The sequence below is a fragment of the Pelagibius sp. genome (assembly GCF_965249265.1).
Taxonomy (GTDB): Bacteria; Pseudomonadota; Alphaproteobacteria; order Kiloniellales; family Kiloniellaceae; genus Pelagibius.
The window spans coordinates 3109099-3134600 of record NZ_OZ252224.1 but is presented as its reverse complement, the minus strand read 5'-3'; the positions used below and the strand labels follow the sequence as shown (position 1 = coordinate 3134600).

21 protein-coding genes and 1 pseudogene are annotated in these 25502 nt (G+C 63.5%); 13 read left to right on the top strand and 9 right to left on the bottom strand.

Features of this window, described 5'->3' with window-relative positions; genetic code table 11:
* Positions 1-81 precede the first annotated feature (81 nt).
* The 6 genes from ACP146_RS14910 to phnE all read left to right on the top strand — a co-directional run bounded on the left by ACP146_RS14910 (position 82) and on the right by phnE (position 6145).
* Positions 82-1254, top strand: coding sequence for an aromatic ring-hydroxylating oxygenase subunit alpha (locus tag ACP146_RS14910; protein WP_422367539.1), 1173 nt, complete (start codon positions 82-84; stop codon positions 1252-1254).
* Positions 1255-1355: 101 nt separating this feature from the next.
* Positions 1356-2069 carry a TetR/AcrR family transcriptional regulator gene (locus tag ACP146_RS14905; protein WP_422367538.1) on the top strand — a complete coding sequence of 238 codons (714 nt, stop codon included), beginning with the start codon at positions 1356-1358 and terminating at the stop codon, positions 2067-2069.
* A gap of 98 nt (positions 2070-2167) precedes the next feature.
* Positions 2168-3058 carry an NAD(P)-dependent oxidoreductase gene (locus ACP146_RS14900; protein WP_422367537.1) on the top strand — a complete coding sequence of 297 codons (891 nt, stop codon included), beginning with the start codon at positions 2168-2170 and terminating at the stop codon, positions 3056-3058.
* Positions 3059-3295: 237 nt separating this feature from the next.
* On the top strand, positions 3296-4168 hold the full coding sequence (gene phnC, locus ACP146_RS14895; RefSeq protein ID WP_422367536.1) for a phosphonate ABC transporter ATP-binding protein: 873 nt from the start codon (positions 3296-3298) through the stop codon (positions 4166-4168).
* 40 nt (positions 4169-4208) lie between these two features.
* Complete coding sequence (phnD, locus tag ACP146_RS14890) at positions 4209-5213, top strand: phosphonate ABC transporter substrate-binding protein (protein ID WP_422367535.1); 1005 nt, start codon at positions 4209-4211, stop codon at positions 5211-5213.
* A 92-nt stretch (positions 5214-5305) separates the two neighbouring features.
* Positions 5306-6145 (top strand): phosphonate ABC transporter, permease protein PhnE, encoded by an 840-nt coding sequence (gene phnE, locus ACP146_RS14885; protein ID WP_422367534.1) that lies wholly within the window; start codon positions 5306-5308, stop codon positions 6143-6145.
* Between the two features lie 135 nt (positions 6146-6280).
* On the opposite strand, the gene ACP146_RS14880 is transcribed toward phnE, so the two are convergent.
* The 4 genes from ACP146_RS14880 to ACP146_RS14865 form a co-directional block, all read right to left on the bottom strand.
* Positions 6281-6643, bottom strand: coding sequence for a DUF427 domain-containing protein (locus tag ACP146_RS14880; protein ID WP_422367533.1), 363 nt, complete (start codon positions 6641-6643; stop codon positions 6281-6283).
* Between the two features lie 57 nt (positions 6644-6700).
* Positions 6701-7231, bottom strand: a complete 531-nt coding sequence (locus ACP146_RS14875) for a PAS domain-containing protein (protein WP_422367532.1) — start codon at positions 7229-7231, stop codon at positions 6701-6703.
* 114 nt (positions 7232-7345) lie between these two features.
* Positions 7346-8779 (bottom strand): aldehyde dehydrogenase family protein, encoded by a 1434-nt coding sequence (locus tag ACP146_RS14870; protein ID WP_422367531.1) that lies wholly within the window; start codon positions 8777-8779, stop codon positions 7346-7348.
* An 87-nt stretch (positions 8780-8866) separates the two neighbouring features.
* On the bottom strand, positions 8867-10051 hold the full coding sequence (locus ACP146_RS14865) for a fumarylacetoacetate hydrolase family protein (protein WP_422367530.1): 1185 nt from the start codon (positions 10049-10051) through the stop codon (positions 8867-8869).
* A gap of 235 nt (positions 10052-10286) precedes the next feature.
* On the opposite strand from ACP146_RS14865, the gene ACP146_RS14860 reads away from it, so the two are divergent.
* The 3 genes from ACP146_RS14860 to ACP146_RS14850 all read left to right on the top strand — a co-directional run bounded on the left by ACP146_RS14860 (position 10287) and on the right by ACP146_RS14850 (position 15925).
* A complete protein-coding gene (locus ACP146_RS14860) occupies positions 10287-10919 on the top strand; it encodes a helix-turn-helix domain-containing protein (RefSeq protein ID WP_422367529.1) in 633 nt (210 codons plus the stop codon).
* A gap of 63 nt (positions 10920-10982) precedes the next feature.
* Positions 10983-13412 carry a GcvT family protein gene (locus ACP146_RS14855; RefSeq protein ID WP_422367528.1) on the top strand — a complete coding sequence of 810 codons (2430 nt, stop codon included), beginning with the start codon at positions 10983-10985 and terminating at the stop codon, positions 13410-13412.
* A gap of 41 nt (positions 13413-13453) precedes the next feature.
* The gene (locus ACP146_RS14850; protein ID WP_422367527.1) at positions 13454-15925 is read left to right on the top strand and encodes a GcvT family protein; all 2472 of its coding nucleotides are present in this window, start codon (positions 13454-13456) and stop codon (positions 15923-15925) included.
* 154 nt (positions 15926-16079) lie between these two features.
* Here the strand turns inward: ACP146_RS14850 and ACP146_RS14845 are convergent, their stop codons facing one another.
* Entirely contained in the window at positions 16080-16985 is a 906-nt protein-coding gene (locus tag ACP146_RS14845) for a LysR family transcriptional regulator (RefSeq protein WP_422367526.1), read from the bottom strand.
* Between the two features lie 105 nt (positions 16986-17090).
* On the opposite strand from ACP146_RS14845, the gene ACP146_RS14840 reads away from it, so the two are divergent.
* Positions 17091-17741, top strand: coding sequence for a DUF2306 domain-containing protein (locus ACP146_RS14840; RefSeq protein WP_422367525.1), 651 nt, complete (start codon positions 17091-17093; stop codon positions 17739-17741).
* 310 nt (positions 17742-18051) lie between these two features.
* On the opposite strand, the pseudogene ACP146_RS14835 reads toward ACP146_RS14840, so the two are convergent.
* Positions 18052-19394, bottom strand: a pseudogene (locus ACP146_RS14835) (transposase).
* Between the two features lie 142 nt (positions 19395-19536).
* Entirely contained in the window at positions 19537-19824 is a 288-nt protein-coding gene (locus ACP146_RS14830) for a winged helix-turn-helix transcriptional regulator (RefSeq protein ID WP_422367524.1), read from the bottom strand.
* 139 nt (positions 19825-19963) lie between these two features.
* Between ACP146_RS14830 and ACP146_RS14825 the strand changes: the two genes are divergently transcribed.
* Positions 19964-20866, top strand: a complete 903-nt coding sequence (locus ACP146_RS14825) for an EamA family transporter (protein WP_422367523.1) — start codon at positions 19964-19966, stop codon at positions 20864-20866.
* A gap of 34 nt (positions 20867-20900) precedes the next feature.
* Here the strand turns inward: ACP146_RS14825 and ACP146_RS14820 are convergent, their stop codons facing one another.
* Positions 20901-22598 (bottom strand): tryptophan halogenase family protein, encoded by a 1698-nt coding sequence (locus tag ACP146_RS14820; RefSeq protein WP_422367522.1) that lies wholly within the window; start codon positions 22596-22598, stop codon positions 20901-20903.
* Between the two features lie 313 nt (positions 22599-22911).
* Between ACP146_RS14820 and ACP146_RS14815 the strand changes: the two genes are divergently transcribed.
* Positions 22912-24057, top strand: a complete 1146-nt coding sequence (locus ACP146_RS14815) for an aminotransferase class V-fold PLP-dependent enzyme (protein WP_422367521.1) — start codon at positions 22912-22914, stop codon at positions 24055-24057.
* Between the two features lie 35 nt (positions 24058-24092).
* Here ACP146_RS14815 and ACP146_RS14810 read toward each other — a convergent pair whose 3' ends face one another.
* On the bottom strand, positions 24093-24959 hold the full coding sequence (locus tag ACP146_RS14810; RefSeq protein ID WP_422367520.1) for a LysR substrate-binding domain-containing protein: 867 nt from the start codon (positions 24957-24959) through the stop codon (positions 24093-24095).
* A gap of 126 nt (positions 24960-25085) precedes the next feature.
* Between ACP146_RS14810 and ACP146_RS14805 the strand changes: the two genes are divergently transcribed.
* Positions 25086-25496, top strand: coding sequence for a tautomerase family protein (locus ACP146_RS14805; protein ID WP_422367519.1), 411 nt, complete (start codon positions 25086-25088; stop codon positions 25494-25496).
* Positions 25497-25502: the final 6 nt, after the last annotated feature.

Here is a 25502-nt window from a genome sequence, read left to right as displayed (position 1 = left end):
TGAAATAGGACTGTCGTTTACAGGGACGCGAAGCCCGCGCTTCGCGCGCCAGACTGTTGCCTCTGAACCGAGGAGGCTGGCATGAGCACCTGGTTGCCGCGGGAGATCGAGGCACGACGTGACGCCCTGCAGCGGGTTTTAAAGCCTATAGAAGAGGCCAGCGGCCTGCCGAACGAGGCCTATACCGCCGATGGATTCGCGGCCCTGGAACGGGATCTGGTTCTCGCTCGCGGCTGGGCCTGTATCGGGGTCGGCGCCTGGGTGCCGGAGCCCGGCGACCTCCGGCCGGTGAAGCTGCTCGGCCTGCCCCTGCTGATGCTGCGTGACCGCGCCGGCGCGGTGAAGGTCTTCCACAACGTCTGCAGTCACCGGGGGTTGGAACTGGTGTCTCAACCCTGCCGCTCCAAGGGGCTGATCCGCTGTCCCTATCATTCCTGGAGCTACGGCCTGGACGGGACCTTGAAGGCGACGCCCTTCATCGGCGGTCCCGGCACCCGCGACTGTGCGGGCTTCGACAAGGCGAAGCACGGCCTGAAGCCGGTGCGTGCAGCCGTCTGGTGCGATTCCGTCTTCGTCGACCTTTCCGGCGAGGCTGAGGACTTCGAAAGCTTCATCGCGCCGCTTGCCGAACGCTGGCGCGCCTTTGACGCTGCGCGCCTGCATCACGGCGGTCCGGACTCGCGCTTCACTATCGAGCTGAACTGCAACTGGAAACTGGCGGTCGAGAACTACTGCGAGGCTTACCACCTGCCGTGGATACACCCGGGCCTCAATCAGTATTCCCGCCTGGAAGACCATTACAACGTGGCGGTCGACAGTCACATGGCGGGGCAGGGCTCCACGGCCTATCGCCCAACCCTCAGCGACGATGGCCGTGCCTTTCCCGAGCACCCGGATCTGCCGGAACAGTGGCAGGGCGCGGCCGAATACCTGGCGCTGTTTCCCAATGTGCTGTTCGGTGTTCATGCTGACCACTTTTACGCCGTCGTGCTGGAACCCTTGGGGCCGGACCGTACGCGGGAACACTTCGAGATCTATTACTTCGACAAAGCAGCCTTGGGTGACGACCTCGCAGACCTGCGTGTCGCCAACACCCATCAATGGCGCGGTATCTTCGAAGAGGATCGCGGCGTGGTCGAGGGTATGCAGGCCGGGCGCGCCTCGCCGGCTTTTGAAGGCGGCGTTTTTTCGCCTGTTATGGACGGCCCGACCCATTGCTTCCACCAGTGGATGGCAAGCAGGTTGCTCGGCTGAGCCTGGGCATAGCGTCCAGGGGTATCCCCGGAAGCTGTGGACAGCCTCCCTCCTCAGGTCGTAGCATCCAACTGAGATGCAACGTCCACAGGAGACACCTTTTGGCCGCTGCAAAGCCAGGGTCTGAAAAGAAGCACGCTGGCGCCGGCAAGGGCGCGCCGCGTAGGACGCAAGCTCCCAAGGCCGCCGCGGACCAGGAGCGGACCGCGCTACGGCTCCGGATCATCGAGACAGCGCTGGACATCGCCGAGGACTGGGGCTGGTACGACATCCGCCTGCACCACGTGGCCGAACGGTTAAAGGTGCCGCTGACGGTCATCCGTTCGGAGTTTCGCGATGGCGATGCCATTGCCGATGCTTGGATCGCACGGGCCGATGACGCGATGCTCGCCCAGCCTGCGAGGGGGTTCGCCGCGCTGCCAGCGGAAGAGCGCCTGCAGATCAGCCTGGAGGCCTGGCTGGATGCTCTGGCGCCGCATCGCAAGGTGACGGCGGAAATGTTTGGGGCCAAGCTCTGGCCGGTGCATGTGCACCATAACCTCAAACTCGTTACCTGGACGTCGCGCACGGTGCAGTGGTGGCGCGAGGCTGCGCTGCTCGACGGTGAGGGACAACGCCGTTCGGTCGAAGAGATCGGCATGACGTTGATCTTTCTCTCCACCCTTGCGCGATGGTGCCGCGACCGCTCGGAAGGACAGGTTCGGACCAAGGCCTTCCTGCAGCGGAGCCTCAAGCGCGCCGACGGCCTTCTGGCCTGCGCCTATAGATCGCCAGGCAGGGTGGTTGGCAAATTGTTACAGACCGGCGGGCGCTAACACTCCCAGCCTTTGACGAGATATGGCACTCTTAAGAAACCTGAGTTTCTTGAGGTGGCAAAACGCCGCCAATTCAAAAACAGAAGTGGGGAAGCGAGATGCTGAATTGCGGCGTTGTCGGGCTTGGCGATATGGGAAGCGGCTTGGCGAAGAATTTGATTGCCCAGGGCTTTGCGACCAGCGGCTTCGACCTCTCGAAAGAACGTACGGACGCCTTCGTGGCTTTGGGCGGAACGGCAGCGTCAGGCCTGGCCGACGTCGGACGTGCGGCGGATGTCGTTTTCGTGATGGTCATGACCGGTGCCCAGGCCAAGGCGGTGATCCTGGGCGACGACGGACTTGCCGCGGCCATGAGCGCCGGTTCGGTGATCGTCCTCAGCGCGACCATTCATGCCGCCGAGGCGCGGGAGATCGGCGAGGGTCTTGCCGGGAGCGAGATCGATCTGATCGACTCGCCCGTCAGCGGCGGTTTCCCCGGCGCGCAGGGTGGCACGCTGACGATGATGGCGGCCGGCAGCGATGCCGCCATGGAAAAGGCGCGCCCGGCGATGGAGGCGGTCAGCAAGACCATTCACCGGGTCGGCGATGCACCGGGCATGGGACAGACCGTAAAGGCCTGCCTTCAGTCGTTGATCGGCGGTATTTTCTCGGCGACTTTCGAAGCGGCGGCGCTGGCGGCCAAGGCCGGGGTCAGCGGACAAGTGCTTTACGACGTGGTCTCCACCTCCAGCGCCGGCTGCACGGCGGCCAATACGGCGCTGGAGAAAATCATCGACCGCGAATTCGTCGGCACGGGCAGCCATATCGCGACAATGTACAAGGACCTGACCATCAGCCTGGATCTGGCACGTGACCTGGGGGTGCCGCTGTTCACCGCCAGTGCGGCGATGCAGCTTTTCCAGGCCGGAAAGACCAAGCACCCGGACGGCGACAACTGGATCGTCACCCGGGTGATGGAGGATATCGTCGGCGCCGAGTTGAAACGCTGAGGCGGTAGTCTGTTCCGGCGAATCCGTACCTGAATGCCTTTAGGGGCCGGTTCTCGAGCCCTCCGACAAGGCGATTATCGCGCCGGGCTACAAGCTTAAGGAGAGGTGGGCTCCGATCTGACCTCTTGTCGCGGCCGCGCAAACAAACCGAAGCATTCCTGTCATCATACCGTCATGGGCGGGCTGTAGAGCTTGGGCCGTTACGACTGACGTCGTTCGGCTCAGGGGGCCCTTCTTATGTCCATCATCGCGTTGTCGCGTACCAACAAGTCTTTCGGCGAGAAGACGGTCTTGCATGATGTCGACCTTGAGGTCGGCGAAGGGGAGATGGTCGGCCTCATCGGTGCTTCCGGCTCCGGGAAGTCGACCTTGATCCGCCTGATCTGCGGGCTGGAGAACATGGACCGCGGGAAAGACGGCCGCATCGCGCTCTTCGGCAGAGAGACCCAAAAAGACGGCCGCTTCACTTCTCACAGCGAAGCGCTGCGCCGCGACGTGGGCGTGATCTTTCAGCAGTTCAACTTGATTTCCCGCCTCTCGTTGTTGACCAACGTGCTGGCTGGGCGACTTGGCCGCATTCCACGCTGGCGCGGGACCGCGGGCCTGTTCCCGAAAACGGACAGAGTGAAGGCGTTGCAGGCTTTGGAGCGCGTCGGCCTGATTGAGCAGGCGCATCAGCGCGCTTCCACGCTTTCCGGCGGCCAACAGCAACGCGGCGCCATCGCGCGGGTGCTGACACAGGAAGCCCGGCTCATTCTCGCCGATGAGCCGATTGCCTCGCTCGACCCGGCTTCGGCCAAGCTCGTCATGTCGACGCTGCGCCAGATCAACCGACAGGACAGGACGACGGTAATCGTCTCCCTGCACCAGATTGACCATGCCTTCGAACACTGCGACCGCATCATTGCGCTGAAGGCGGGGCGGGTTATCCACAATGGCCCGACCGGGGGGATCACGCCCGACGACATTGCCGACCTCTATGGCGTCGAGGCGGGGAGCCTCGACCTCATCAAGGCCAAGCCGGCCAGGCCGGAAGCCGTTCCGCTGCGTCCCGGCAACGGCCTTGATCACCAGGACGACCTTGCCGCGCGAGTCGCGGTCGGCGTCTGAATTTCACTTCGCTTTCGTATCAGGGAAACAGGAGCATCCAATGTTCAAGACACTTACAACAGCCGCGACGGGCGCCGCTGCCGTTTTGGCGCTGAGCGCCACGCTGGCGCATGCGGACATGCCCGATGAGATCAACTTCGGCATCATCTCTACTGAATCCACCTCGGCCCTGGAATCCTCCTTCGGGCCTTTCCTCAACGACATGAGCGAGTCCTTGGGCGTGAAGGTGAATACCTTCTTCGCTTCCGACTATGCCGGTGTTATTGAGGGCATGCGCTTCGGCAAGGTTGACGTTGCCTGGTTCGGCAACAAGTCGGCGATCGAGGCGGTTGACCGCGCCGGCGGTGAGGTCTTCGCCCAGACGATCAAGGACGATGGCTCCAAAGGCTACTACTCCCTGCTCATCACCCACAAGGATTCAAAGCTGAATTCCCTTGAGGACGTTCTGGCTTGCGATCAGACCCTGAGCTTCGGCAACGGCGATCCGAATTCGACCTCTGGCTTCGCGATTCCCGGTTACTACGTCTGGGCATTGAACAACAAGGAGCCGGAAGACTGCTTCGCGCGGGTCACCAACTCCAATCATGAAGGCAACGCCATGGCTGTCGCCAACGGCAAGGTCGATGTCGCAACCAACAACACCGAGTCCATCTATGCCCGCCTTGCCAAGACCAACCCGGAAGCGGCTGCAAACATCAAGGAGATCTGGCGTTCGCCGATGATCCCCTCGGACCCGATGGTGTGGCGCAAGGAGCTGTCGGACGAAGCCAAGCAGAAGATCTACTATTTCTTCATGCAGTACGGCCGTTTCGGTGACATGGAGAAGGTGAAGACTGAGCGTGCCATTCTCGCCAGTGTTTCCGACGGCTGGGGGCCCTTCCTGGCGTCTTCCAACGCGCAGCTGCTGGAGGTTCGTCAGATCGAGGCTTTCAAGGACAAGGTGAAGGCACAAAACGCCGGCGATGAAGAGGCCGTCAAGGCCGCTGAAGCAGAGCTTGCGAAGCTGCAGGAGTTTTCCGGCGCCATCGGCACGGCCGGTTACTAAGACTTAGCCGCGGGTGACGGGGGTGGGCGTTGCGTCCATCCCCTTCATTCCCTGCCTATCCGGACCTCTACGGCCTTTTCGAGAAAACCAAAATGACTATCGCCAGCGCCAACCTGTCTTCAAGCGATCCGGCAAGACTTTCGCCGGAGGTGCGTGATGCTCTGGCGCCGCGCTGGTCCGGCTTTATGAACAAGGCCGGTATTGCGTTAGTCATCGCGGTGCTGCTCGGCCTTTCATACTATCCGGCGGAGGTCGACCGCTGGACCTATCTTATCACCGACGCCGGCAATATGGCGATCTTCATAGCCGATTTCCTAAAGCCGGATTTCACCGATCTTGGTTTTTTCGTCATCAAGATGATCGAGACGGTTCAGATCGCCCTCTGGGGCACGGTGCTCTCGATCCTTGTTGGCATTCCCTGCGCACTGCTGTCGTCCAACAATATCGCGCCGCCGTGGATCGTGCAGCCTATGCGCCGTTTGATGGATGCGGCCCGGGCGATCAACGAACTGGTCTTCGCCATTCTCTTCGTTGCCGCCGTCGGCCTTGGACCCTTTGCCGGGGTTATGGCGCTGTTCATTCACAACCTGGGTGTCATTTCCAAGCTGTTCTCGGAGGCGGTCGAAGCCATCGACCCGCGCCCTGTGGAAGGCATCCGCGCCACCGGCGCCAGCCGCCTGCAGCAGGTGATTTACGGTGTCATTCCCCAGGTCATGCCGCTGTGGAGCAGCTACTCGCTCTACCGCTTCGAAACGCTGGTGCGTTCCGCCACGGTCCTGGGTATCGTCGGCGCCGGCGGGATCGGCTTCACCTTTTACGAGTCCTTCCGCTCGTTCCAATACGACCGCGCTTCGGCGGTGATCATCGTCGTGGTGGTTGTCGTTTCCATCATCGACATCCTCTCCGCCCAACTGCGCAAGCGGCTGATTTAGGTGGAGGCTTCCCATCCTTCGAGACGCTTGCTCCGCAAGCTCCTCAGGATGAGGTTTGTGCTTCCTCATCCTGAGGAGGCGTCCCTCGTGTTTAAAGGGGGCGCCGTCTCGAAGGATGGACTGCAGAAACGACTTTCAGACCTCTTCCACCGTCACTTTGTTACCATAGAAGGCGACATGGCCTTTGACAGCGGCGACGCCGGCCAGCGGGTCGCGGTAGAACCAGGCCGCGTTCTCCACGACCTCTTCTCCGTTCTTGACTGAATAGTAGCCGGCTTCCCCCTTGATCGGGCAGAAGCTGCTGTGGTCGCTGGGAAGGAGGCGGTCCTGGTCCACGTCCTCCAAGGGAAAGTAAACCACCGGCGGATAGGTTTTTCGCGGCGAGACCTCCTGCAGGATCAGGGCCCGCTCGCTCTGCGCCAACACGGTATCGCCGATCTTTGCGATCTGCGTTCTTGATGCCGGGGAGAGGGTGGCCCTGTGAACGGCTTCGGACATGGCATGCCTCCTCATTGGGATCGAGGCATCCGGCCTCGGCGTTGGATGAGTCAATGATCAGTTGGGCGGCGTTGCCAAAAGGTGCTGGCGTTCCAGCTCTACGATCTCGAAGGTGTCGCCGGCCTGTACGATAGGTTTTGATGGGCCCTGCTTGCCATGGTCGAAAACCTGACTGACAAGGATGAATGCAATGTCATCCGACCCCGTATCCCGGCGAAACGGCAGCATCAGGCGCCGGGTATCGAGGGCGCGCCCTTTGTCCCATTGAAAACGACTGTGCGAGAAGATCGGGCCACGGCGCGCGATGCACTCGTCGAACAGCCCACGGATAAAGTCGTGGTATTCGCCCTTCATGATTTCATGCAGGCGCCGGCCGGTGAAGTCACCGCCCCAGGCCTCCACCATATCGGTGCCCACCAACCGGAAACACAGCTCGTCGTTCTCGATCCGCTCGACCAGCACGAGCGTGGAAAGCGCGCGGGGAAAGGCGACCGGATCGAAGGCCGCACGCGGCGGGACCTCCCCCTCTGCCGCCTGTTCGCGGCACCAGGCATCGTAGATCTCTTTCTGCCGTGGATCCAAGGTCATAGATCACGTCTCAAGCGCGGCTTGCACAGGATCAGCCAGCATAGGTCAGATCGACCCGCCGCGCCAAGTGAATGGCCTCAACCTCCTTTGCCCCAGGTCGTAACGGGCTGGCGCCTACACGGGCAGAGTGTAGCCAGTCTTCACCGTGGTATAGAACTCGGCGGCGTAGCGGCCCTGTTCGCGCGAGCCGTAAGAAGACCCTTTGCGGCCGCCGAAGGGGACATGATAGTCGACGCCGGCGGTTGGCAGGTTGACCATCACCATGCCGGCCTGGGCGTGACGCTTGAAGTGGCTGGCGTGTTTCAGGCTGGCGGTACAAATGCCCGACGACAGGCCGAAGACCGTGTCGTTGGCAACTTCAAGGGCCTGGTCGTAGTCGTCCACGGCGATGACCGAAGCGACGGGGCCGAAGATCTCTTCCTGATTGATGCGCATCTTGTTGTCGGTCTCGGTGAAGAGCGCGGGCTGCAGATAAAAGCCCGGGGTCGCCCGGTTCAGCAGCTCGCCGCCCCAGGCCAGCTTGGCCCCTTCGTCGCGGCCGATCTCGATGTACTTTTGGTCCTGGTCGAGCTGGCTTTGATCGACCACCGGGCCCATCTGGCTGCCTTCGGCCAGGGCGTTGTCGACCTTCAGCGCCTGCATCTTCTGTGTCAGGGCATCGACGAAGCTGTCGTGAATGCCCTTCTGCACCACAAGGCGCGAAGAAGCCGTGCAGCGCTGCCCCGTCGAAAAGAAAGCGCCGTTGAGGGCACAGTCGACGGCGGTGTCGAGGTCGGCGTCGTCGAGGACCACCAGTGGATTCTTGCCGCCCATTTCCAACTGCACCTTGGCGAGACGCGCGGCGCAGCCGGCGGCGATACGCTTGCCGGTATCGACGGAGCCGGTGAAGGAAATGGCGGCCACGTCGGGATGGTTCACCAGGGTCTCACCGACGACCGAGCCTTTGCCCATGACGAGATTGAAGACGCCCTCGGGGACGCCGGCGCGCTGGATGATCTCGGCCAGGGCGTGGGTCGAGCCGGGTACCAGTTCCGCCGGTTTGATCACCACGCAGTTGCCGTAGGCCAGCGCCGGGGCGATCTTCCAGGCGGGGATCGCGATCGGGAAGTTCCAGGGCGTGATCAGGCCGACGATGCCCATGGGTTCCCGGGTCATTTCCACATCGATGCCCGGCCGGACCGAGGCGATCTTCTCGCCGCTCTGGCGCACAACCTCGCCGGCGAAGAACTCGAAAATCTGACCGGCGCGCATGACCTCGCCGATGCCTTCGGGTCGTGTCTTGCCCTCTTCGCGGGCCAGCAACTCGCCCAGCTCTTCCTTGCGGGCCATGATCTCGGCCGCGATGGCAGCCAGCATGGTGGCGCGGGCCTGGATCGAGCCGGTGGACCATGCCGGGAAGGCGGCCTTGGCGGCGGCCACGGCTTCGTTCACCTGGGCCACATCGGCGCGGGCGAAGCTGGCGATGACGTCGTTGGTGTCGGAGGGATTGATGTTTTCAACGGCATCGGGGCCTTCGACCCAGGCGCCGGCGATCAGATTCTTCTGCACGGGTGACGTCTCCTGACGGAAGTGGGGGTTGATTGCGTGACTGCTGTAGCGTTTGGCGGGCCGCCCGGTCAAGGCGGCAGATAGATTTTAGAGCAGCCCGCGGGCTGCAAGGTTCTGCATCAGGGCGGTGCTGCCGAAGGTCCAGGGCGCGACCTTGTCGCAGTGATTAACCCGGTTGATCAGTGCGCCCAGCTCTTTCGAACGGATGGTGACGGTGTCGCCCAGTTTGTGGGTGAAACCCTCGCCGGCTACGCCGCGGTCCTGGATCGGCGCGAACATGGTGCCGAGGAAGAGTACCAGGCCGTCGGGGTATTGGTGATCGGCGTTGTGGGCCTGACCGGCCAGATCCTCCAGGCTGCGGCTGATGGCGGAGAGGGGATAGGTGTCGGAGATACTGAAACCATCCTTGCCGGCGATCTCCACCTCGATCACGGTGTTGCGCAGCCGTTCCATGTCGAAGGTTTCGTCGAGCAGGCGGATGAAAGGACCGAGGGCGCAGGAGGCGTTGTTGTCTTTGGCGCGGCCCAGCAGCAGGGCGGAGCGTCCCTCGACATCGCGCAGGTTCACGTCGTTGCCCAGGGTGGCGCCGACGATCTTGCCGCGGCTGTTCAGGACCAGGGCGACTTCCGGCTCCGGGTTGTTCCAGACCGAGGATGCCAGAATGCCGATTTCCGCACCGCAGCCGACGGCAGACATCGGCTGGGACTTGGTGAAGATCTCCGCGTCCGGGCCGATCCCGACCTCCAGATACTGCGACCAGAGCCCCCGTTCGATCAGGCTTTCCTTCAGCTTGGCGGCCTCCGGCGATCCGGGCCTGAGGTCGGCCAGCTTGGCGCCGACCTCTGCCGCCAGGCCGTCGCGGATCGCCTCGGCCTGGGCCGGGTCGCCCTTGGCCTGTTCCTCGATCACGCGCTCCAGCATCGAATCGACGAAGGTGACGCCGCTGGCCCGCAGTGCTTGCAGATCGCAGGGCGCGAGAAAGAAGGCCGTCCCCTCGTGCTGCGCATCCCAGGCAGAATTCGCCAGGATGGCGTCGAGCATGCCGACCGCCGGCAGCTTGCCACCCTGAAGTGTGGCGCGGATACGTTCCGACAACTCCTCCAGATCGAGCAGCGCGGAGACGGTGGGGGCAAGCGTGGAAAGGTCGTAGACGGCGTCATCCGCCAGCACCACCGGGCTCGGTCCCGCCGGGGTATCGGGCAGCCAGGCGCGGCCGATCAGCAGCCCAGCGGTTTGATCGTCAGGAAGGATGACGTCGGGGGAAAGGTTCATCTTGGACAGGTCTCTCTGATGGCGCTCTTGGCAGGTGGCGCGTTGGAAAGCTTGAGGGAAGGCGGGCACTTTAAAGCCAAGCGCCCTCAGTTTGAACCGTCATGGTGGCCCACCGGTGATTTGAGGGAATGCCCTCAAGAAAACGGATATTCAGGTTCTTGTGAAAAAATGACTAGAAATTTCATGACGAAGGAGTCAGGTTTCCAGGCTGAACGGGATACAAGAGGCGCAGAGGGTGGCGACAAGCAGTAGCAGGACCAGCAACAGCAGAAATGGGGCCGTCCAGCCGGGTCTGAGCCAGCAGGCGGTCCCGCCGAGTTCCGCCAGCTTGGGCGGTGATCTGCGCGCCCTGCGCAAGTCCAAGGGGCTGACCCTCAGCGAACTGGCCCTGAAGGTCGGCCGTTCGGTCGGCTATTTGAGCCAGATCGAACGCGGCCTCTCCGAGCTGTCCATCGCCGACCTGCGCAAGCTGGCGGAGGCGCTGGATGCACCGCTGTCGTGGTTCTTCGTCCACGAGGGCGTGCCGCCGGAGGAGCGCGGTGTTGTGGTGCGCGCCGCCTCCCGGCGCACCTTGGGCTCCGTGGCCGACGGCCTGACCGAGGAACTGCTGTCGCCGGATCTCGGCGGCGCCTTTGAGGTGATCCGCAGCCTCTTTGAGGCCGGCGCCGAAATGGCCGAGGCGGAGGAACGGGACACCGAGGAAACCGGCTATGTCGTCGCTGGTGAGCTGGATCTCTGGATCGGAGAGCAATGGGTCCGCGTTGCCGCCGGTGACAGTTTCCGGATCGATCACGAACCTTACCGTTGGCGTAATCCGGGCCGGGTCCGCGCTGAAGTCATCTGGGTGGTTGCACCACCGATCTACTAAGAACCGATACGGCCTGAAGGCCGCCGAACAAAGGCCAAGGGCCAAGGAACAGGGGAGTGCGTCATGGCAGATCTTCCGAGCCATGCAAGAGTTGTCATCATCGGCGGCGGCGCGGTCGGCGCCTCGACCCTCTACCATCTCGCCAAGATGGGCTGCACCGATACGGTGCTGCTGGAAAAGAACGAACTGACCTCCGGCTCTACCTGGCATGCGGCGGGCAACTGCCCGACCTTTTCCGGCAGCTGGAACATGATGAAGCTGCAGAAGTATTCGTCGGAGCTTTTCGGGCGTCTGGCCGAAGAGGTCGACTATCCGATGAACTATCACCGCACCGGTTCCGTCCGCCTGGCCCAGAACACGGCGCGGATGGAGGAGTTCCGCCACGTCTCGGCAATGGCGCGCTACCAGGGCCTCGATTACGAGATGCTGGGGCCGAACGAGTTGAAGGACCGCTATCCCTTCCTGGAACTGCATGGCCTGGAGGGCGGCCTCTGGGACCCGGACGATGGCGACATCGATCCCTCGCAGCTGACCCAGGCCTATGCAAAGGGCGCCCGCGACATGGGCGCGAAGATCGTGCGCTTCTGCGCTGTCACGGCGATCTCGCAGCTTCCCTCGGGCGAATGGAAGGTGGAAAGCGAGAAGGGCACGATCATCGCCGAAAAGGTGGTGAACGCCGGTGGCTACCGCGCGGCGGAGATCGGCCGCATGGTTGGCCGCGACGTGCCCTCCGTCGCCATGTCCCACCAGTATCTGGTGACCGAGGAGATTCCGGAGTTGGCGGCGCTGGGCGACAAGATCCCGCTGCTGCGCGATCCCGACGACAGCTACTACCTGCGTCAGGAGGGCAACGGCCTGATCCTCGGCCCCTATGAGTGGCAGGCGACGCCCCATTGGCTCGACAAGATGCCGGATGATTTCTCCTTCCAGCTCTATCCCGACGATCTCGACCGCCTGGAATGGTACATTGAGCAATCCTGCGCCCGGGTGCCGATCCTCGGCTCCGTCGGCGTGCAGAAGGTGATCAACGGACCGATCCCCTATACGCCCGACGGCAATCCGCTGGTCGGGCCGGCGCCGGGTCTGACGAACTTCTATGAAGCCTGCGTGTTCTCCTTCGGCATCGCGCAGTCCGGTGGCGCCGGCAAGACCATGGCGGAGTGGATCGTCGAGGGCGAGCCGGAGTGGGATCTCTGGGTCATCGATCCGCGCCGCTACACGGACTTCGCCACCAAGCGCTATGTCGTCGACAAGGCGGTGGAGCTTTACCAGAACGAATACGCCATCGGCTTTCCGCACGAAGAGCGGCCTGCCGGGCGCCCCGCCAAGGTCTCGCCGCTCTATGAAAAGCTGGCGGCCAAGGGCGCGCAGTTCGGCGGCCGCGGCGGCTGGGAGCGGGCGGTCTGGTTCGCCGACGCCGGCACGCAGCCGGAGGTGGCGTTGACCTATCACCGCGAGGGAGCCTGGTATCCCGCCGTCGCCGCCGAATGCAAGGCGGTGTCGGAAGCCGTCGGCATTCTCGACATGCCCGGCTTCACCAAGTTCGAGGTGACCGGCCCCGGCGCCGCCGATTGGCTGAACGGCCTCATCGCCGGTCCGCTGCCGAAGGTCGGGCGGGTTTCGCTCGGCTACTTCTGTTCGGAGCGCGGCGGCGTGGTGACGGAGATGACCCTGACCCGTTTCGGCGAGGACCGCTTCTGGCTGATTTCCGCCGCGGCCGGGGAGTGGCATGACGAAGACTGGCTGCGGGCCCATCTGCCTGCCGATGCGGCCTTCACCCTGACCAACGTCACGCCGCGCTGGTCGACGCTGGTGCTGGCGGGTCCCAAGTCCCGCGAGGTGCTGAGTCAGGTCACTGAAAGCGACCTTTCCAATGCGGCTTTCCCCTGGCTGTCGGTGCAGCCCATCGAGGTTGCCCAGGCCCGCGGTTATGCCATCCGCGTGAACTATGTTGGCGAACTGGGCTGGGAACTGCACCTGCCGGTCGAGGCCGTCGCGCCGGTCTATGACCTGCTGTGGCAGGCCGGCGAAGAACACGGCATCCGCGACTTCGGCATGTACGCCATGGATTCGCTGCGCCTGGAAAAGGGCTACATGGCCTGGAAACAGGATCTGGCCAGCGAGTACTCGCCGCTGCGTTCCTCCCTCGACCGCTTCATCCGCCTCGACAAGGAAGCTTTCATCGGGCGGGAGGCGCTGTTGAAGGAAAAGCAGGCCGGCTCCGTCGAGCGTTTCGTGCCCCTGGTGGTGGAGGCGAAGACGGCGGACGCGCCCTTCTGTTCCATCGTCTGGAAGGGTGACCGCCAGGTCGGGCTGGTGACCTCCGGCGGCTACGGCCACCGCATCAACAAGTCCATCGCACTGGCCTATGTCGAGACCGACCTGGCCCAGGATGGCGAGGACCTGGAGGTGGAGATCCTGGGCGAACGCTGCCCGGCGAAGGTTGCGGTTTCGCCGCTTTTCGATCCGAAGAACGAGCGTCTGCGGGCTTGACCGAGAGGTTTGATCTGGGGGCCTGAGGGAGGGCCAATGCGATGAGTGATTTTCCGACACAGGCCCGCGCGGTCATCATCGGCGGCGGGGTGATCGGCTGTTCCCTGGCCTATCATCTGGCCAAGCTGGGCTGGAGCGACGTGGTGCTGCTGGAGCGCAAGCAGCTCACCTGCGGCACCACCTGGCACGCCGCGGGGCTGATCGGCCAGCTCCGCGCCACCTCCAACATGACCAAGCTCGCCAAGTATTCCGCCGAGCTCTACGGCACCCTGGAAGCCGAGACCGGTGTGGCCACCGGCTTCAAGCAGAACGGCTCGCTCTCCGTCGCCATTACCGAGGAACGCTTGGAAGAGCTGAAGCGCGGTGCCTCCATGGCCAAGACCTTCGGCCTGGAGGTCGAGGTGCTGACTCCTTCGGAGGTCGCCGAGGCCTATCCGCAACTGGCCATGCAGGACGTCACCGGCGGCGTCTTCCTGCCCAAGGACGGCCAGGCCGACCCCGCCAACATCGCCCATGCCCTGGCCAAGGGCGCGCGCCAGAAGGGCGCGAAGATCTTCGAGCAGACCAAGGTGACGGGCATCCTTCAGGAAGGCGGCCGGGTGACCGGCGTCGAGACCGACAAGGGCACCATCACCGCCGACTATGTGGTGAACTGCGCCGGCATGTGGGGGCGGGAAGTGGGCCTGATGGCCGGTGTGAAGGTACCGCTGCACGCCTGCGAGCATTTCTACATCGTCACCGAGAACATTCCCGACCTGCCGCGCGACATGCCAGTGCTGCGTATTCCCGACGAATGCGCCTATTACAAGGAAGACGCCGGCAAGATCCTGCTCGGCGCTTTTGAGCCGGTGGCCAAGCCCTGGGGCATGGACGGCATCGCCGAGGACTTCTGCTTCGACCAGTTGCCGGAGGACTTCGACCACTTCGCGCCGATCCTGGAGGCCGCGGTGGCGCGCCTGCCGATCCTGGAGACCGCGGGCATTCACACCTTCTTCAACGGGCCGGAGAGCTTCACCCCCGACGACCGCTATCTGCTGGGCGAGGCGCCGGAGCTGAAGAACTTCTACGTCGCCGCCGGGTTCAACTCCGTCGGCATCCAGTCCGCCGGCGGCGCCGGCAAGGCGCTGGCCGAGTGGATGGAGGGCGGCGAACCGCCCTTCGATCTCTGGGACGTCGATATCCGCCGCATGCAGCCCTTTCAGAACAACCGCAGTTATCTCTATCAGCGGGCGACGGAGAGCCTCGGCCTGCTCTATGCCGACCACTTTCCCTACCGGCAGTTCGCCACGGCGCGCGGCGTGCGCCAGTCGCCGCTGCACGAGCGCCTGGCCGAGCGCGGCGCCTGCTTCGGCGAGGTCGCGGGCTGGGAGCGCGCCAATTGGTTCCTACCCAAGGAAGCTCAACAAGCAGGGGAGGCGGCGGACTACCGCTATACCTGGAAGCGCCAGAACTGGTTCGACTACGCCGCTGAGGAACACAAGGCGGTGCGGGAGGGTGTCGGCCTCTTCGACATGTCCTCCTTCGCCAAGATCCGGGTCGAGGGCCGCGATGCCGAGGCGGTGCTGCAGCGGGTCTGCGCCAACGATGTCTCGGTGCCCGTCGGCAAGATCGTCTATACCCAGTGGCTGAACGGGCGCGGCGGGATCGAGGCCGACCTCACCGTCACGCGCTTGTCGGAGACCGCCTTTCTGGTGATCACCGGCGCGGCGGTCGGCGTGCGCGATCTCACCTGGCTGAAGCGCCACATCCCCGAGGAGGCTCACTGCGTCGCCACCGACGTGACGCCCTCCGAAGCCGTGCTCTGCGTCATGGGGCCGAAGTCCCGCGAGCTGCTGCAGCCTTTGACCTCGGCGGACCTCTCCGGCCCGGCCTTTCCCTTCGCCACCATGCAGCAGATCGAGATCGGCTCGGCGCTTGCCCGCGCCCACCGCATCACCTATGTCGGGGAACTGGGCTGGGAGCTCTACGTCTCCGCCGACATGGCCCGCCACGTCTTCGACCGCATCGCCGAGGCTGGCGACGCCCACGGTCTCAGACTCTGCGGCATGCACGTGCTGGACTCCTGCCGCATGGAAAAGGCCTTCCGCCACTTCGGCCACGACATCACCGACGAGGACCATGTGCTTGAGGCAGGCCTGGGCTTCGCCGTGAAGCCCGACAAGGCGGCGGGCCGCTTCGGCGACTTCCTCGGCCGCGAGGCGGTGCTGCGCAAGAAGCAGCTCGGTCTCTCGAAGCGTCTGCTGCAGTTCAAGCTGCAGGACGCCGAACCGCTGCTCTACCACAACGAACCGATCTGGCGCGACGGCACCATCGCCGGCTATCTCACGTCAGGCAACTACGGCCACCACCTCGGCGCCGCCATCGGCCTCGGCTACGTCGACTGCGATGTCTCAGAGAAACCCGACGACGTCTTGGGCTCGACCTACGAGATCGAAGTGGCCGGCGAAAGGTTCCCGGCGCTGGCCAGTTTGAAGCCGATGTACGATCCGAAGAGTGAGAGGGTGCGGGGGTAGGGGACAAGACCGAAACGTTAAGCCCCCTTGGCCGACCCTCATCCAGACGCCGACCCGCCTATGACAGGTTATGGACTTCCGCGAGGTGCCATAGGCGGTCATTTGTCCTAGCTCGTGGCGCTGCGACCCAACTTACTCTCGACAATGAGATGCTTCATGACGCCCTTGCGGTCACCTCCGCCAGCCCTCGCGCGAGCGTGTCGAAGACTACCCTGATCCGCCGATTGGTCCGGAGCTCGCGATGGGTGACAAGCCAGATCGGAAACTCCAGCGAGGGCAGGCTTGGAAGCACTTTCTCCATACGCGGCTCGGCCTCGCCCAGCGCCTCGGGTTGCATCGACACGCCGTAGCCGGCTTTCACCATCTCCCACTCCACCACGTTGCTGTCGCTGGACATGACGAAGCTCTCGGCCCGGACGGGAATGCCCTGATCGTGAAGTGGGGCAATCAGGCGCTCCGGGTCCGGGGTGCCGACAAAGGCGTGATCGGCCACGTCGCGTGGCTTGCACGGCCGGCCGACCCGGTCGAGATAGACACTTGCAGCATACAGGCTTGCCCGGAAGTCACCGACATGGCGCGCAATCAGCTCCGGCTGGTCGGGACGGGCATGCCGGATCGCAATGTCAGCCTCACGCTGCATCAGATTCTGGATGTCGCCCGTGGCGACAATGCGCACCCTGATCCCCGGGGCGGTCTGCCGCAGCGGCGCGAGGATGGCGGGTAGCATCGCGGCAGACATCAGGTCCGTCGCCGTGACTGTGACCTCGCCCGTCACGTCCTGCGACTGCCCGTCGGCAACCATCGAGATCAGTGTCGCTGCCTCGCCCATGGCCCGAACGTGATCCAGAAGCTCGCGGCCCTCCTGAGTGAGGGTCAGGCCCCTAATACTGCGCTCGAGAAGCGTGACCCCAAGTGAGCCTTCCAGCGCCGAAATCTGACGGCCAATCGTCGGCTGAGTAGATTTCAGCGCTCGCGCCGCGCCGCTAAACGACCCCTCCTCGGTGGCCGCAAGGAACGCCCGCACCTGATTCCAGTCAAAGGAAATCGCCTGCCAGTTCATACATTGACGTATAGCAGCTGGACGAATTTCGGCAATCCACTGCTTGCCAGCGTATGGATATACCGCCCCTGACTTGGAGAGATGCAATCAAGCGAGGGAGCTCCCATGAAAACGGTTGGCAGGCGCGAGTGGGCACTGCTCGCGATCATTCTGGTCTATTCCTTTCTGCCGACCTTTGGTGGCTTGCTCCGCGTCATCGAACTGGGGGGTGGCCCGGCGATCGTGCCTGAAAACCCGCGCGCCTTAGCCGATCCCCTGCCTATCGTATTGCACATACTGAGCAGTTTCTTGTTCTGTACCGTCGGTGCACTGCAATTCCTGCCGAGCGTGAGGCGCCATTACCCGGCGATGCATCGCGCGGCCGGCCGCATGATCGCCGCGGCTGGGTGCGTAAGCGCTTTGACAGGTTTCTGGATGACCCATTTCTTCGCGTTTTCGGATGAGCTTCAGGGTTTTCTGCTGTACTGGACGCGGATTGTGCTGAGCCTGTGGATGGTTGGCCTGATCGCGTGGGCCGTAATTGCAATCAGGTCGCGAAACGTCTTGGGACACAGCGCTGCAATGCTCCGCGCCTACGCAATTGGCCAGGGCGCATCCACGCAAACTGTCCTTGGGATCGGGTGGGTGGTTGTTGTCGGGACAGAACCACTGGGCCTCCTCCGAGATGGCATGATGGTTTTTTCCTGGGGGCTGAACCTGCTGATCGCCGAGCTTTTGATCAGAACGATGTTCGCGCCCCGAACTCTGCTGGCTTGAGGCATATGCCTCAGACACGAGGCGTCTTCAGAATTGATTCTTGCCCACCCAGAAAGTCGATGAGCCAAGCGGTGCAAACCATGCCGCACGCGAACTACTTTCCTAAAGAAAGGCCCCGCCGATGGTCAAGATCGACACGAAAACGTCGGGTTTCTCACAGCCTACGGGCGGCTGCCGCTTGGAGTGACTACGAATGCGCTTGACCGTCGCCGACGCCGAGAGCAATTCCGCTTTGGGTCGATTCTGTTGAAAAACTGGTGGGCGTGCCTGTCGAGCTGAGACCGTTTGATCTTTCTGCCGGGTTTGCCTGTTAAGCGGCTGGGTCTGGCTGCGGCATTTGGATCAGCTTTGCTAGCTTCCTGAGGTTCTGAGCGGTGGCTGCGAGGAGGAATTCATCGTGAGCCCCACAGGGGCCCCGTAATCGCAGGCGGCCGAGACCCAAGATGCGCTTGAGGTGGGCAAACAACATCTCGACTTTCTTGCGCTGCCGCCGCGAGGTTCGATAGGCGTCGGTTAAGGCGATGTCTCGGGCCATGTCGCGAGCGCCTTCGTGGATGGAGCGTGGCACTTTTCGTGCCGGTTCCTTAGGGCAGCAGCGCGGCTTGAGGCTGCAGACCTCGCAGTCGTATTTGCTGGCGCGGTACATGAGCTGGTTGTCGTTCACGATCGTGCCCTTGCTGGTCAGCATCTTGCCGGTCGGGCAGAAATAGACATCACCCTGGTGATCGTAGGTGAAGTCCTCGCGTGAGAAGCTTCCGTCGCGGCGTTTGGACTTGTCGAACACCGGCACGTGCGGCTCGATGCCGCGCTCATGCACCAGCCAGCCGAGCATCTCGGCGGAGCCATAGCCCGTATCGCCGGCGAGCCTTTGCGGGTAGAGATCGAAACGCGCTTCGGTCCGCTCGATCATGGTCTTGGCTGCCTTGACCTCGGCCTGACGAACCGCGGTCGAGGCCTCCACATCGACGATGACACCGTGATCGAGATCGATCAGGTAGTTGCTGCAGTAGGCAAAGAAGGCTTGGCCGCCGTGTGCGCCGGTCCAGCGCGCGGCTGGATCGGCCGGCGAGAGGAACTTTGGCGTCACCTTGGTCGCGGCCCCGAACGCCGCGTCGTCCAGCACGGCCAGATATTCATCGATTGCCCGGCTCGATTTCTTCGGCGGCAGGCCCTTGGCGCCTTCGATGCCCTCCTGGCGACTGGCATCGGCCTTGATCAGACTGGCATCGACCGCGAAACCCTCGCCGCCCACCAGCCCCTCGTCGAGGCAGCGCTGCACCACCGTCTCAAAGACGTGACGCAGGAGGTCGCTGTCGCGGAACCGGCCATGACGGTTCTTTGAGAAGGTCGAATGATCGGGTACCTCGCCCTCAAGACCGAGCCGACAGAACCACCGGTAAGCCAGGTTCAGATGAACCTCCTCGCACAGCCGGCGTTCCGAGCGGATGCCCTGGCAATAGCCAACGATCAGCATTCGGATCAGCAGCTCGGGATCCGACCGGTCGGGCTGTAGAAGGGGGCCAGATGCTGCCGCACCATGCTGAGATCCACGAAGCGGTCGATCGATCGCAACATGTGGTCCGCCGGCACGTGATCCTCGAGCGAGAACTCGTAGAACAATGCACCCTGGTCAATTTGCCGCGAACCCATCATCGCATTCACTCCAGCTTCGAATGCTGCAATGAATCAACGATACCGGCCCGCCGCAACATCAGACTTTTTCAACAGAATCGGTCATCAGCAGACATCATCCGACGATAAGGCATAGGTCAGCTTTTCAGCCGGTGGCGGTAGATTACGCGCTCGGTTCGTCTCCTGAAAACCTCTCGGCCCAGCGGACCGACCAGGCGCCGAAAGGTTCGAGCAGGATGAAGAGTTCCCTGCCTGTTGGCGTAAGCGCGTAGCCTCCGTCACCGCGTGCGACGACGCCGGTTTCTCTCAGTTCCTTCAGCCGATTGTTCAGCACTGTTGGCGACACGCTTTCACAGCTTTCCTGAAGCTGGCGAAAGGTCATAGGGCCGTTCGACAACTGCCAGATGACGCCGAGCGCCCAGCTGCGGCCGAGCAGGTCGAACAGGGCCATGATGGGTTTTCCGCTAGCGGAACCGCGTACGGGCGCGCCGGGACGGGGAATAGAGGACGGCACCAGAGATCTCCTGTTGCTACTTTTTACGTAGCATATTACTGCTACTCTTTACGTAGCGTTTTTTTGGGAAGCTGTCATGCTCATTCTGCCTGCCTTTGCAGCCCTCGCAGCCTCGCTCGGCTGGGCGACGGGTATCGTGCTGGCCCAGCGGCCCGCGCGGATGATCGGTGCTTTCGAGTTCACCCGCATTCAGTTGATCGCCTGCGCCGCCATTCTGGTCGTGATCTGCTCGTTCTTTGGATACTGGCAGACGGTGGCCTGGAGCCACTGGCCTGCCTTCGGTCTCAGTATCTGTTTTGGCATCCTTCTCGGCAATTTGGCGATGATCGAATGCCTGCGCCGCGGTGGCCCCCGACGCACGGAACTGTTGCTGTCATTAAAGGCGCCGATTGTCGCGGTCCTGGCGTTTGTCTGGCTTGGCGAGGCGCCGTCGGTCCTGGATCTGATCGGGGCAGGGGTTGCGCTCTTCGGCGTTGGTCTCGCGATCGTCTTCGGCGGAAATGCGGCCTCGGAGAGCGATGAAGTGAGGGGGTCGATGACAAGCATTGTACTGCTTGGGGTCGCGGCGACCGGGTTTCAGGGCTTCGGCTTTCTGATCATGAAGCCCGCCATGCTCGCCGGGACCGAGCCGTTGGCGGCCTCGGCCATCCGTCTGCTTGGGGCTGCCTTTGTAATCTCGCTGGTTGCGCTCTGGCCCGCGCGGGTTTTCCGGTCGCAGGCGCAGATGACACCGGCTCTGTTGGGCCGAACCATCCTGCCGGGCTTTATCGGATACGGGATCGCCTCCTCCTTGCTGCTCTATGCTTTCGCCAACATCGATGCGGGCATTGCGGCGGTGCTGGGCTCGCTTTCACCGGTGCTGGTCCTCCCGATACTCTGGGTGAAGGAAGGACAGGCGCCGAGACCGCAGGCCTTTGCGGGCGCTGTCCTGGCGGCCGCGGGAACGGCGGTCATTCTCTTGTTTTTGCTTGGTGTTTAAGCCCGTTTTTCAGTGCGGATTCATGATCGCACACTCACCCCCGCTCCCGCTTGTTCACGATCACCGGCTTCATCGGTGCCGCTTGTCCGGGGAGGGGCACCGTCGCCGGGGGGATGATGGGTTTGCCGAGCTTGGGTTTGGCCGGGAGCTTCGGTCCCGCTGCGGCGGGTGCAGTCTGGTCCTCGCCGCGGATGTTGGTGAGCAGGGTCTTGTGGTCGGGCAGGCTTCGGACGGCTTGGTCGATGCCGCGGCGGACCTGTTTCACGTAGTCGCGCCACTGGTTGCGTTTCAGGGTCACGCTGCTCTCGGGCGGGGCGGCGAAACCGGTTTCATAGACCTTCTTGCCCAGCAGCACGGCGTGATAGACCTGGTGCGAGAACAGTTGCGCTGACTCCAGGTCGTAGCGGGTCGGCAGCTTGTTCTTCCAGAGCTCCAGGTTGGCGGCCAGGGAGTCCGGCACCGCCAGTTCCTCCCGCGCGTCGATCCAGTACTGGCTGTCGGTTCGGTTGCCCAGCGCGTAGTGCAGGCAGATGAAGTCGCGCACCTCGTCATAGAGTTCGGTGGCGACCTTGTTGTAGCGGGCGCGCTGCGGCTCGGCGAAGTCCTTGTCGGGGAAATAGGCCAGCAGCCAGCGGATGCTCATCTCGATCATGAAGATGGCGGTGGATTCCAGCGGTTCGATGAAGCCGCTCGACAGGCCGATGGCAACGCAGTTTTTGGCCCAGGGGTTGCGCGTGCGCCCGACCCGCATGGGGATGACCCGCGGCTCGGCATCTTTGTGTTCCGGGCCCGCCGTCGCGCAGAGATGGGCGCGCAGTTCGTCGCAGGCCTCTTCATCGCTGCGGTAGGCGCTGGAGAAGACATAGCCGGTGCCGACGCGGTTGTAGAGCGGCACCCGCCAGACCCAGCCGGCCCCCAGCGCGGTGGAGCGGGTCATGGGCTCGATCCTGTCCGGGTCCGGGTGGGGGATCTGCACTGCCGCCGCGCGGTCGTTGGCGAGATACTTTGAATAGTCGATGAAGGGTTCGTCCAGTGCGCCGTTGATCAGCACGCCGCGAAAGCCGGTGCAATCGATGACCAGCTCCACCGGCAGGCGGTCTTTTTCCTTCAGGGTGAGGGCGGTGATAAAGCCGCGCTCGTCCTTTTCCACGTCGACCACGTCGTCGCGCACATGCTCGACCCCGCGGGCGAGGCAGACATCTCGCAGCATGCCGGCGAAGCGCCCGGCATCCAGGTGATAGGCGAAGCCGACACCCTGTTCGAAGGGTTTGGCGTTCAGTGGCCGGGGGCCCTTGCAGGCGCGCCCCAGATCGAGCGCCGGGGTGATGACGTCGGAGAAGTCGCGCCCGCCGGCACCGAACTGCAGGAACTGCTGCGCCGTCTCCACGCCGCCGATGACCGGCCCCTCGTTGAAGGAGTTGATGTAGTCGATGCGCCGGCCGTTCGCGTCGCGGTTCCAGTCGCCGAACAGCACCCCCAGCTTGAAGGAGGCATTACAGTTTTTGAAGAAAACCCGCTCCGAAATGCCGGCCTGCTTCAGCAGCCGGGGCATGGCCGGCACCGTTGCCTCGCCGACGCCGACGGTGGACACGTTCGGCGACTCGATCAGGGTGATGCGCTTGCCGTCGCGCTCCTTCCCCTGATCTTTCCAGAAGGTGCCCAGCAAAAGGGCCGTCAGCCAGCCCGCCGTACCGCCCCCGACAATGGTGACATGCGTAACCCGCTCCCCCATGGCGCTTCCCCCCCGGGTTTGGCCTTGTCTGCGCTGTGGAGGCTTTCCACCTTCCCGACTTTCTGTGGAGGCCCCCTTCTTCTGTCCATTAGCTTGCGCTTTACAGGTCCCGGGGTCAATCCGCTCCACGTTGAATGATTAGAGAGCCCTGCTGGTTTTGCGGGATGGCCTGCGCGAAATCGTCAAAGCCGGTCCTGCTTGAGGACCCTTCCGTCCCGGCGATTTTGGGGTATGTTGAGACTCAACACCTCTCGGCCCCCCGGCCTGCGGTTTGTTGCCTGCGGTCCGCAGGTTTTGCCATCTGGAGAAAGTTATGTCCGGCCTGCTGAAGAACGTCGATCCCGACGGGCTGCTCGAATACTCCGTGGTCTTCACCGACCGCGCCCTGAACCACATGTCCCAGAGCTTTCAGGGGGTGATGCGCGACATCTCCGCAACCCTGAAGCAGGTCTACAACGCCGAGGCGGTGGCGGTGGTGCCGGGCGGCGGCACCTATGCCATGGAGGCGGTGGCCCGCCAGTTCGCCGGGGACAAGAAGGTGATGGTGATCCGCAACGGCTGGTTCTCCTACCGCTGGACCCAGATCTTCGAGGCCGGAAACATCCCCGCCGAGAGCCGGGTGCTGAAGGCCTGGCGGAACGGCGAGGGGTCTCAGGCGCCGTTTACCCCGGTGCCCATCGAGGAAGCCGTGGCGGCGATCCTGGCCGAGCGGCCGGACGTGGTCTTCGCGCCGCATGTGGAGACCTCCGCGGGCATGATCCTGCCGGACGACTACATGAAGACCCTGGCCGAGACCGTGCACGCCGTCGGTGGCCTCTTCGTGCTGGACTGCATCGCCTCCGGCACCATCTGGGTGGATATGCAGGCCATCGGGGTCGATCTGTTGATCTCCGCGCCGCAGAAGGGCTGGAGCGCCTCGCCCTGCAGCGGCCTGGTGATGCTGAGCGCCGAGGCGCAGAAACGCATCCATGGCACCGCGTCTTCCAGCTTCGCCTGCGATCTGAAGAAGTGGCTGGAGATCATGGAGGCCTACGAGGCCGGCGGTCACGCCTATCACGCCACCATGCCGACAGACGCTCTGGCCGGCTTCCGCGACACCATGAAGGAGACCGAAGCCTACGGTTTCGACAAGGTGAAGGCCGAACAGCAGGAACTGGGCGACAAGGTGCGCGCGCTGCTGGCTGCCAAGGGCTTCAAGTCCGTCGCGGCGGAAGGTTTCGGCGCGCCCGGCGTGGTGGTCTGCTACACCGACGATCCGGAGATCAAGACCGGCAAGAAGTTTGCCGCCCAGGGCCTGCAGATCGCCGCCGGGGTGCCGCTCATGTGCGACGAGGGCGACGATTTCCAGACCTTTCGCATCGGTCTTTTCGGCCTCGACAAGCTGCACAATGTCGACCGCTCGGTGGCCAATCTGAAAAACGCGCTCGACCAGGTTGTCGGCACCGCCAACGTGCGGTGACGCCGTGAGCCCGGGGGCGGGTTAGCCTGTTGGCTTTACCGGTGAATGCCGGTTCCCCGCGCCGGCGATGTGGCGTCAAGTCTCAGTCCGCTGCTGAGAAGCTCGGCAAGGCGATGCGCCGGTTCTTCCGCATCCCGGCGAACGCGGAGGGAGAATTCGGCGCGGGGTAGCCTGGGCAGCGACAGTTTCCTGGGCGCCGCGACGACATTGCCGTCGATCGAGCGGGCGGTGCGGACGGTAACGGCGATGCCCGCGCAGACCGCCGCATAAAGGCCCGCGAGGCTGGGGCCGGTAGAAGCGATCCGGTAAGGGATCGCCTCGGCTTCGAGCGCCCCCAACGCGGCCTCACGGAAGCTGCAGGGGGCATCGAGGACCGCCAGCGGCAACGTACCGTCAGGCTTGCCGGCGAGGCCGTCCTTGGCGCAAAGCCAGCGCATCGGTTCCTGCAGCACAGCGGCTTCGTCGCTCTCGACCTTGCTTCTGGCAGCGAGCAGAACGGTGATGCGTCCCGCCGCGAAATCCTTCGAGAGTTCCAGGGAGCGACCGACCCGCAGGTCGAGGCGTACCCGCGGATGGGTGCGGGCAAAGGCGTTGAGAAGCGGCGGCAGAGCCCCGCCGGCGAAGTCCTGGGTCAAGCCAAGGCCGATCCGGCCGTCGGCGGCGGTGCCGGCAAGGCTGAGCCAGGCCTCGCGGTTGGCGGCCAGGATGCGCCGTGCGTGGCCGACGAGTCTCTCTCCGGCTTCGGTCAGCACCCGGCGGCGGCCGGCAGCTTCAAGCAAAGAAATGCCGGCCAGCGCTTCGAGGCGCTGCATCTGTGCCGTGACCGCCGAAGGCGTGCGTCCGACGACCTCAGCCGTACGCGCCAGCGTGCCGGTTTCGGCGAAGGCCACCAGTGTCTGCAAAAGGTCCGGATCGAAGGATCTTATTAATTCAATAATATCGAACTAAATATCAAAAACAATTCGATTTTGTGAACTTAATTTTGAGCTCAGTCTTGGACATGACCGATCCAGCAGAAAGGAATGTTCATGCCCCTCCTGACCGTCACCCTCACCGGCAGTGTCGACGCCCGCCGTTCGGCGGCCACGGCCGCGATTTTAACCGAGCTTACGCAGAAGCATCTCGGCAAAGACCCGGCGCTCACCGCGGTCGCAATCCGCTACCTCGATCCTGATCATTGGTTTATCGGGGGTGAGGCCATGAGCCGGCGGAACGCCGACAGCTTCTCCCTCGACATCAAGGTCACGGAAGGCACGAATACCAAACCGCAGATCGCCGCTTATGTGGACGCCGTCTTCGCCGCCATGGCCGGCTTGCTCGACGGTGTTCGCGAGGAGAGCTACGTCGTCGTCCACGAAGTGGCCGCGGCGTCCTGGGGCTTTGGCGGGAAAACGCAGGAGTTTCGCTTCATTGCCGGCAAACTGGCTCCGGCAGCTTGAGTGAGC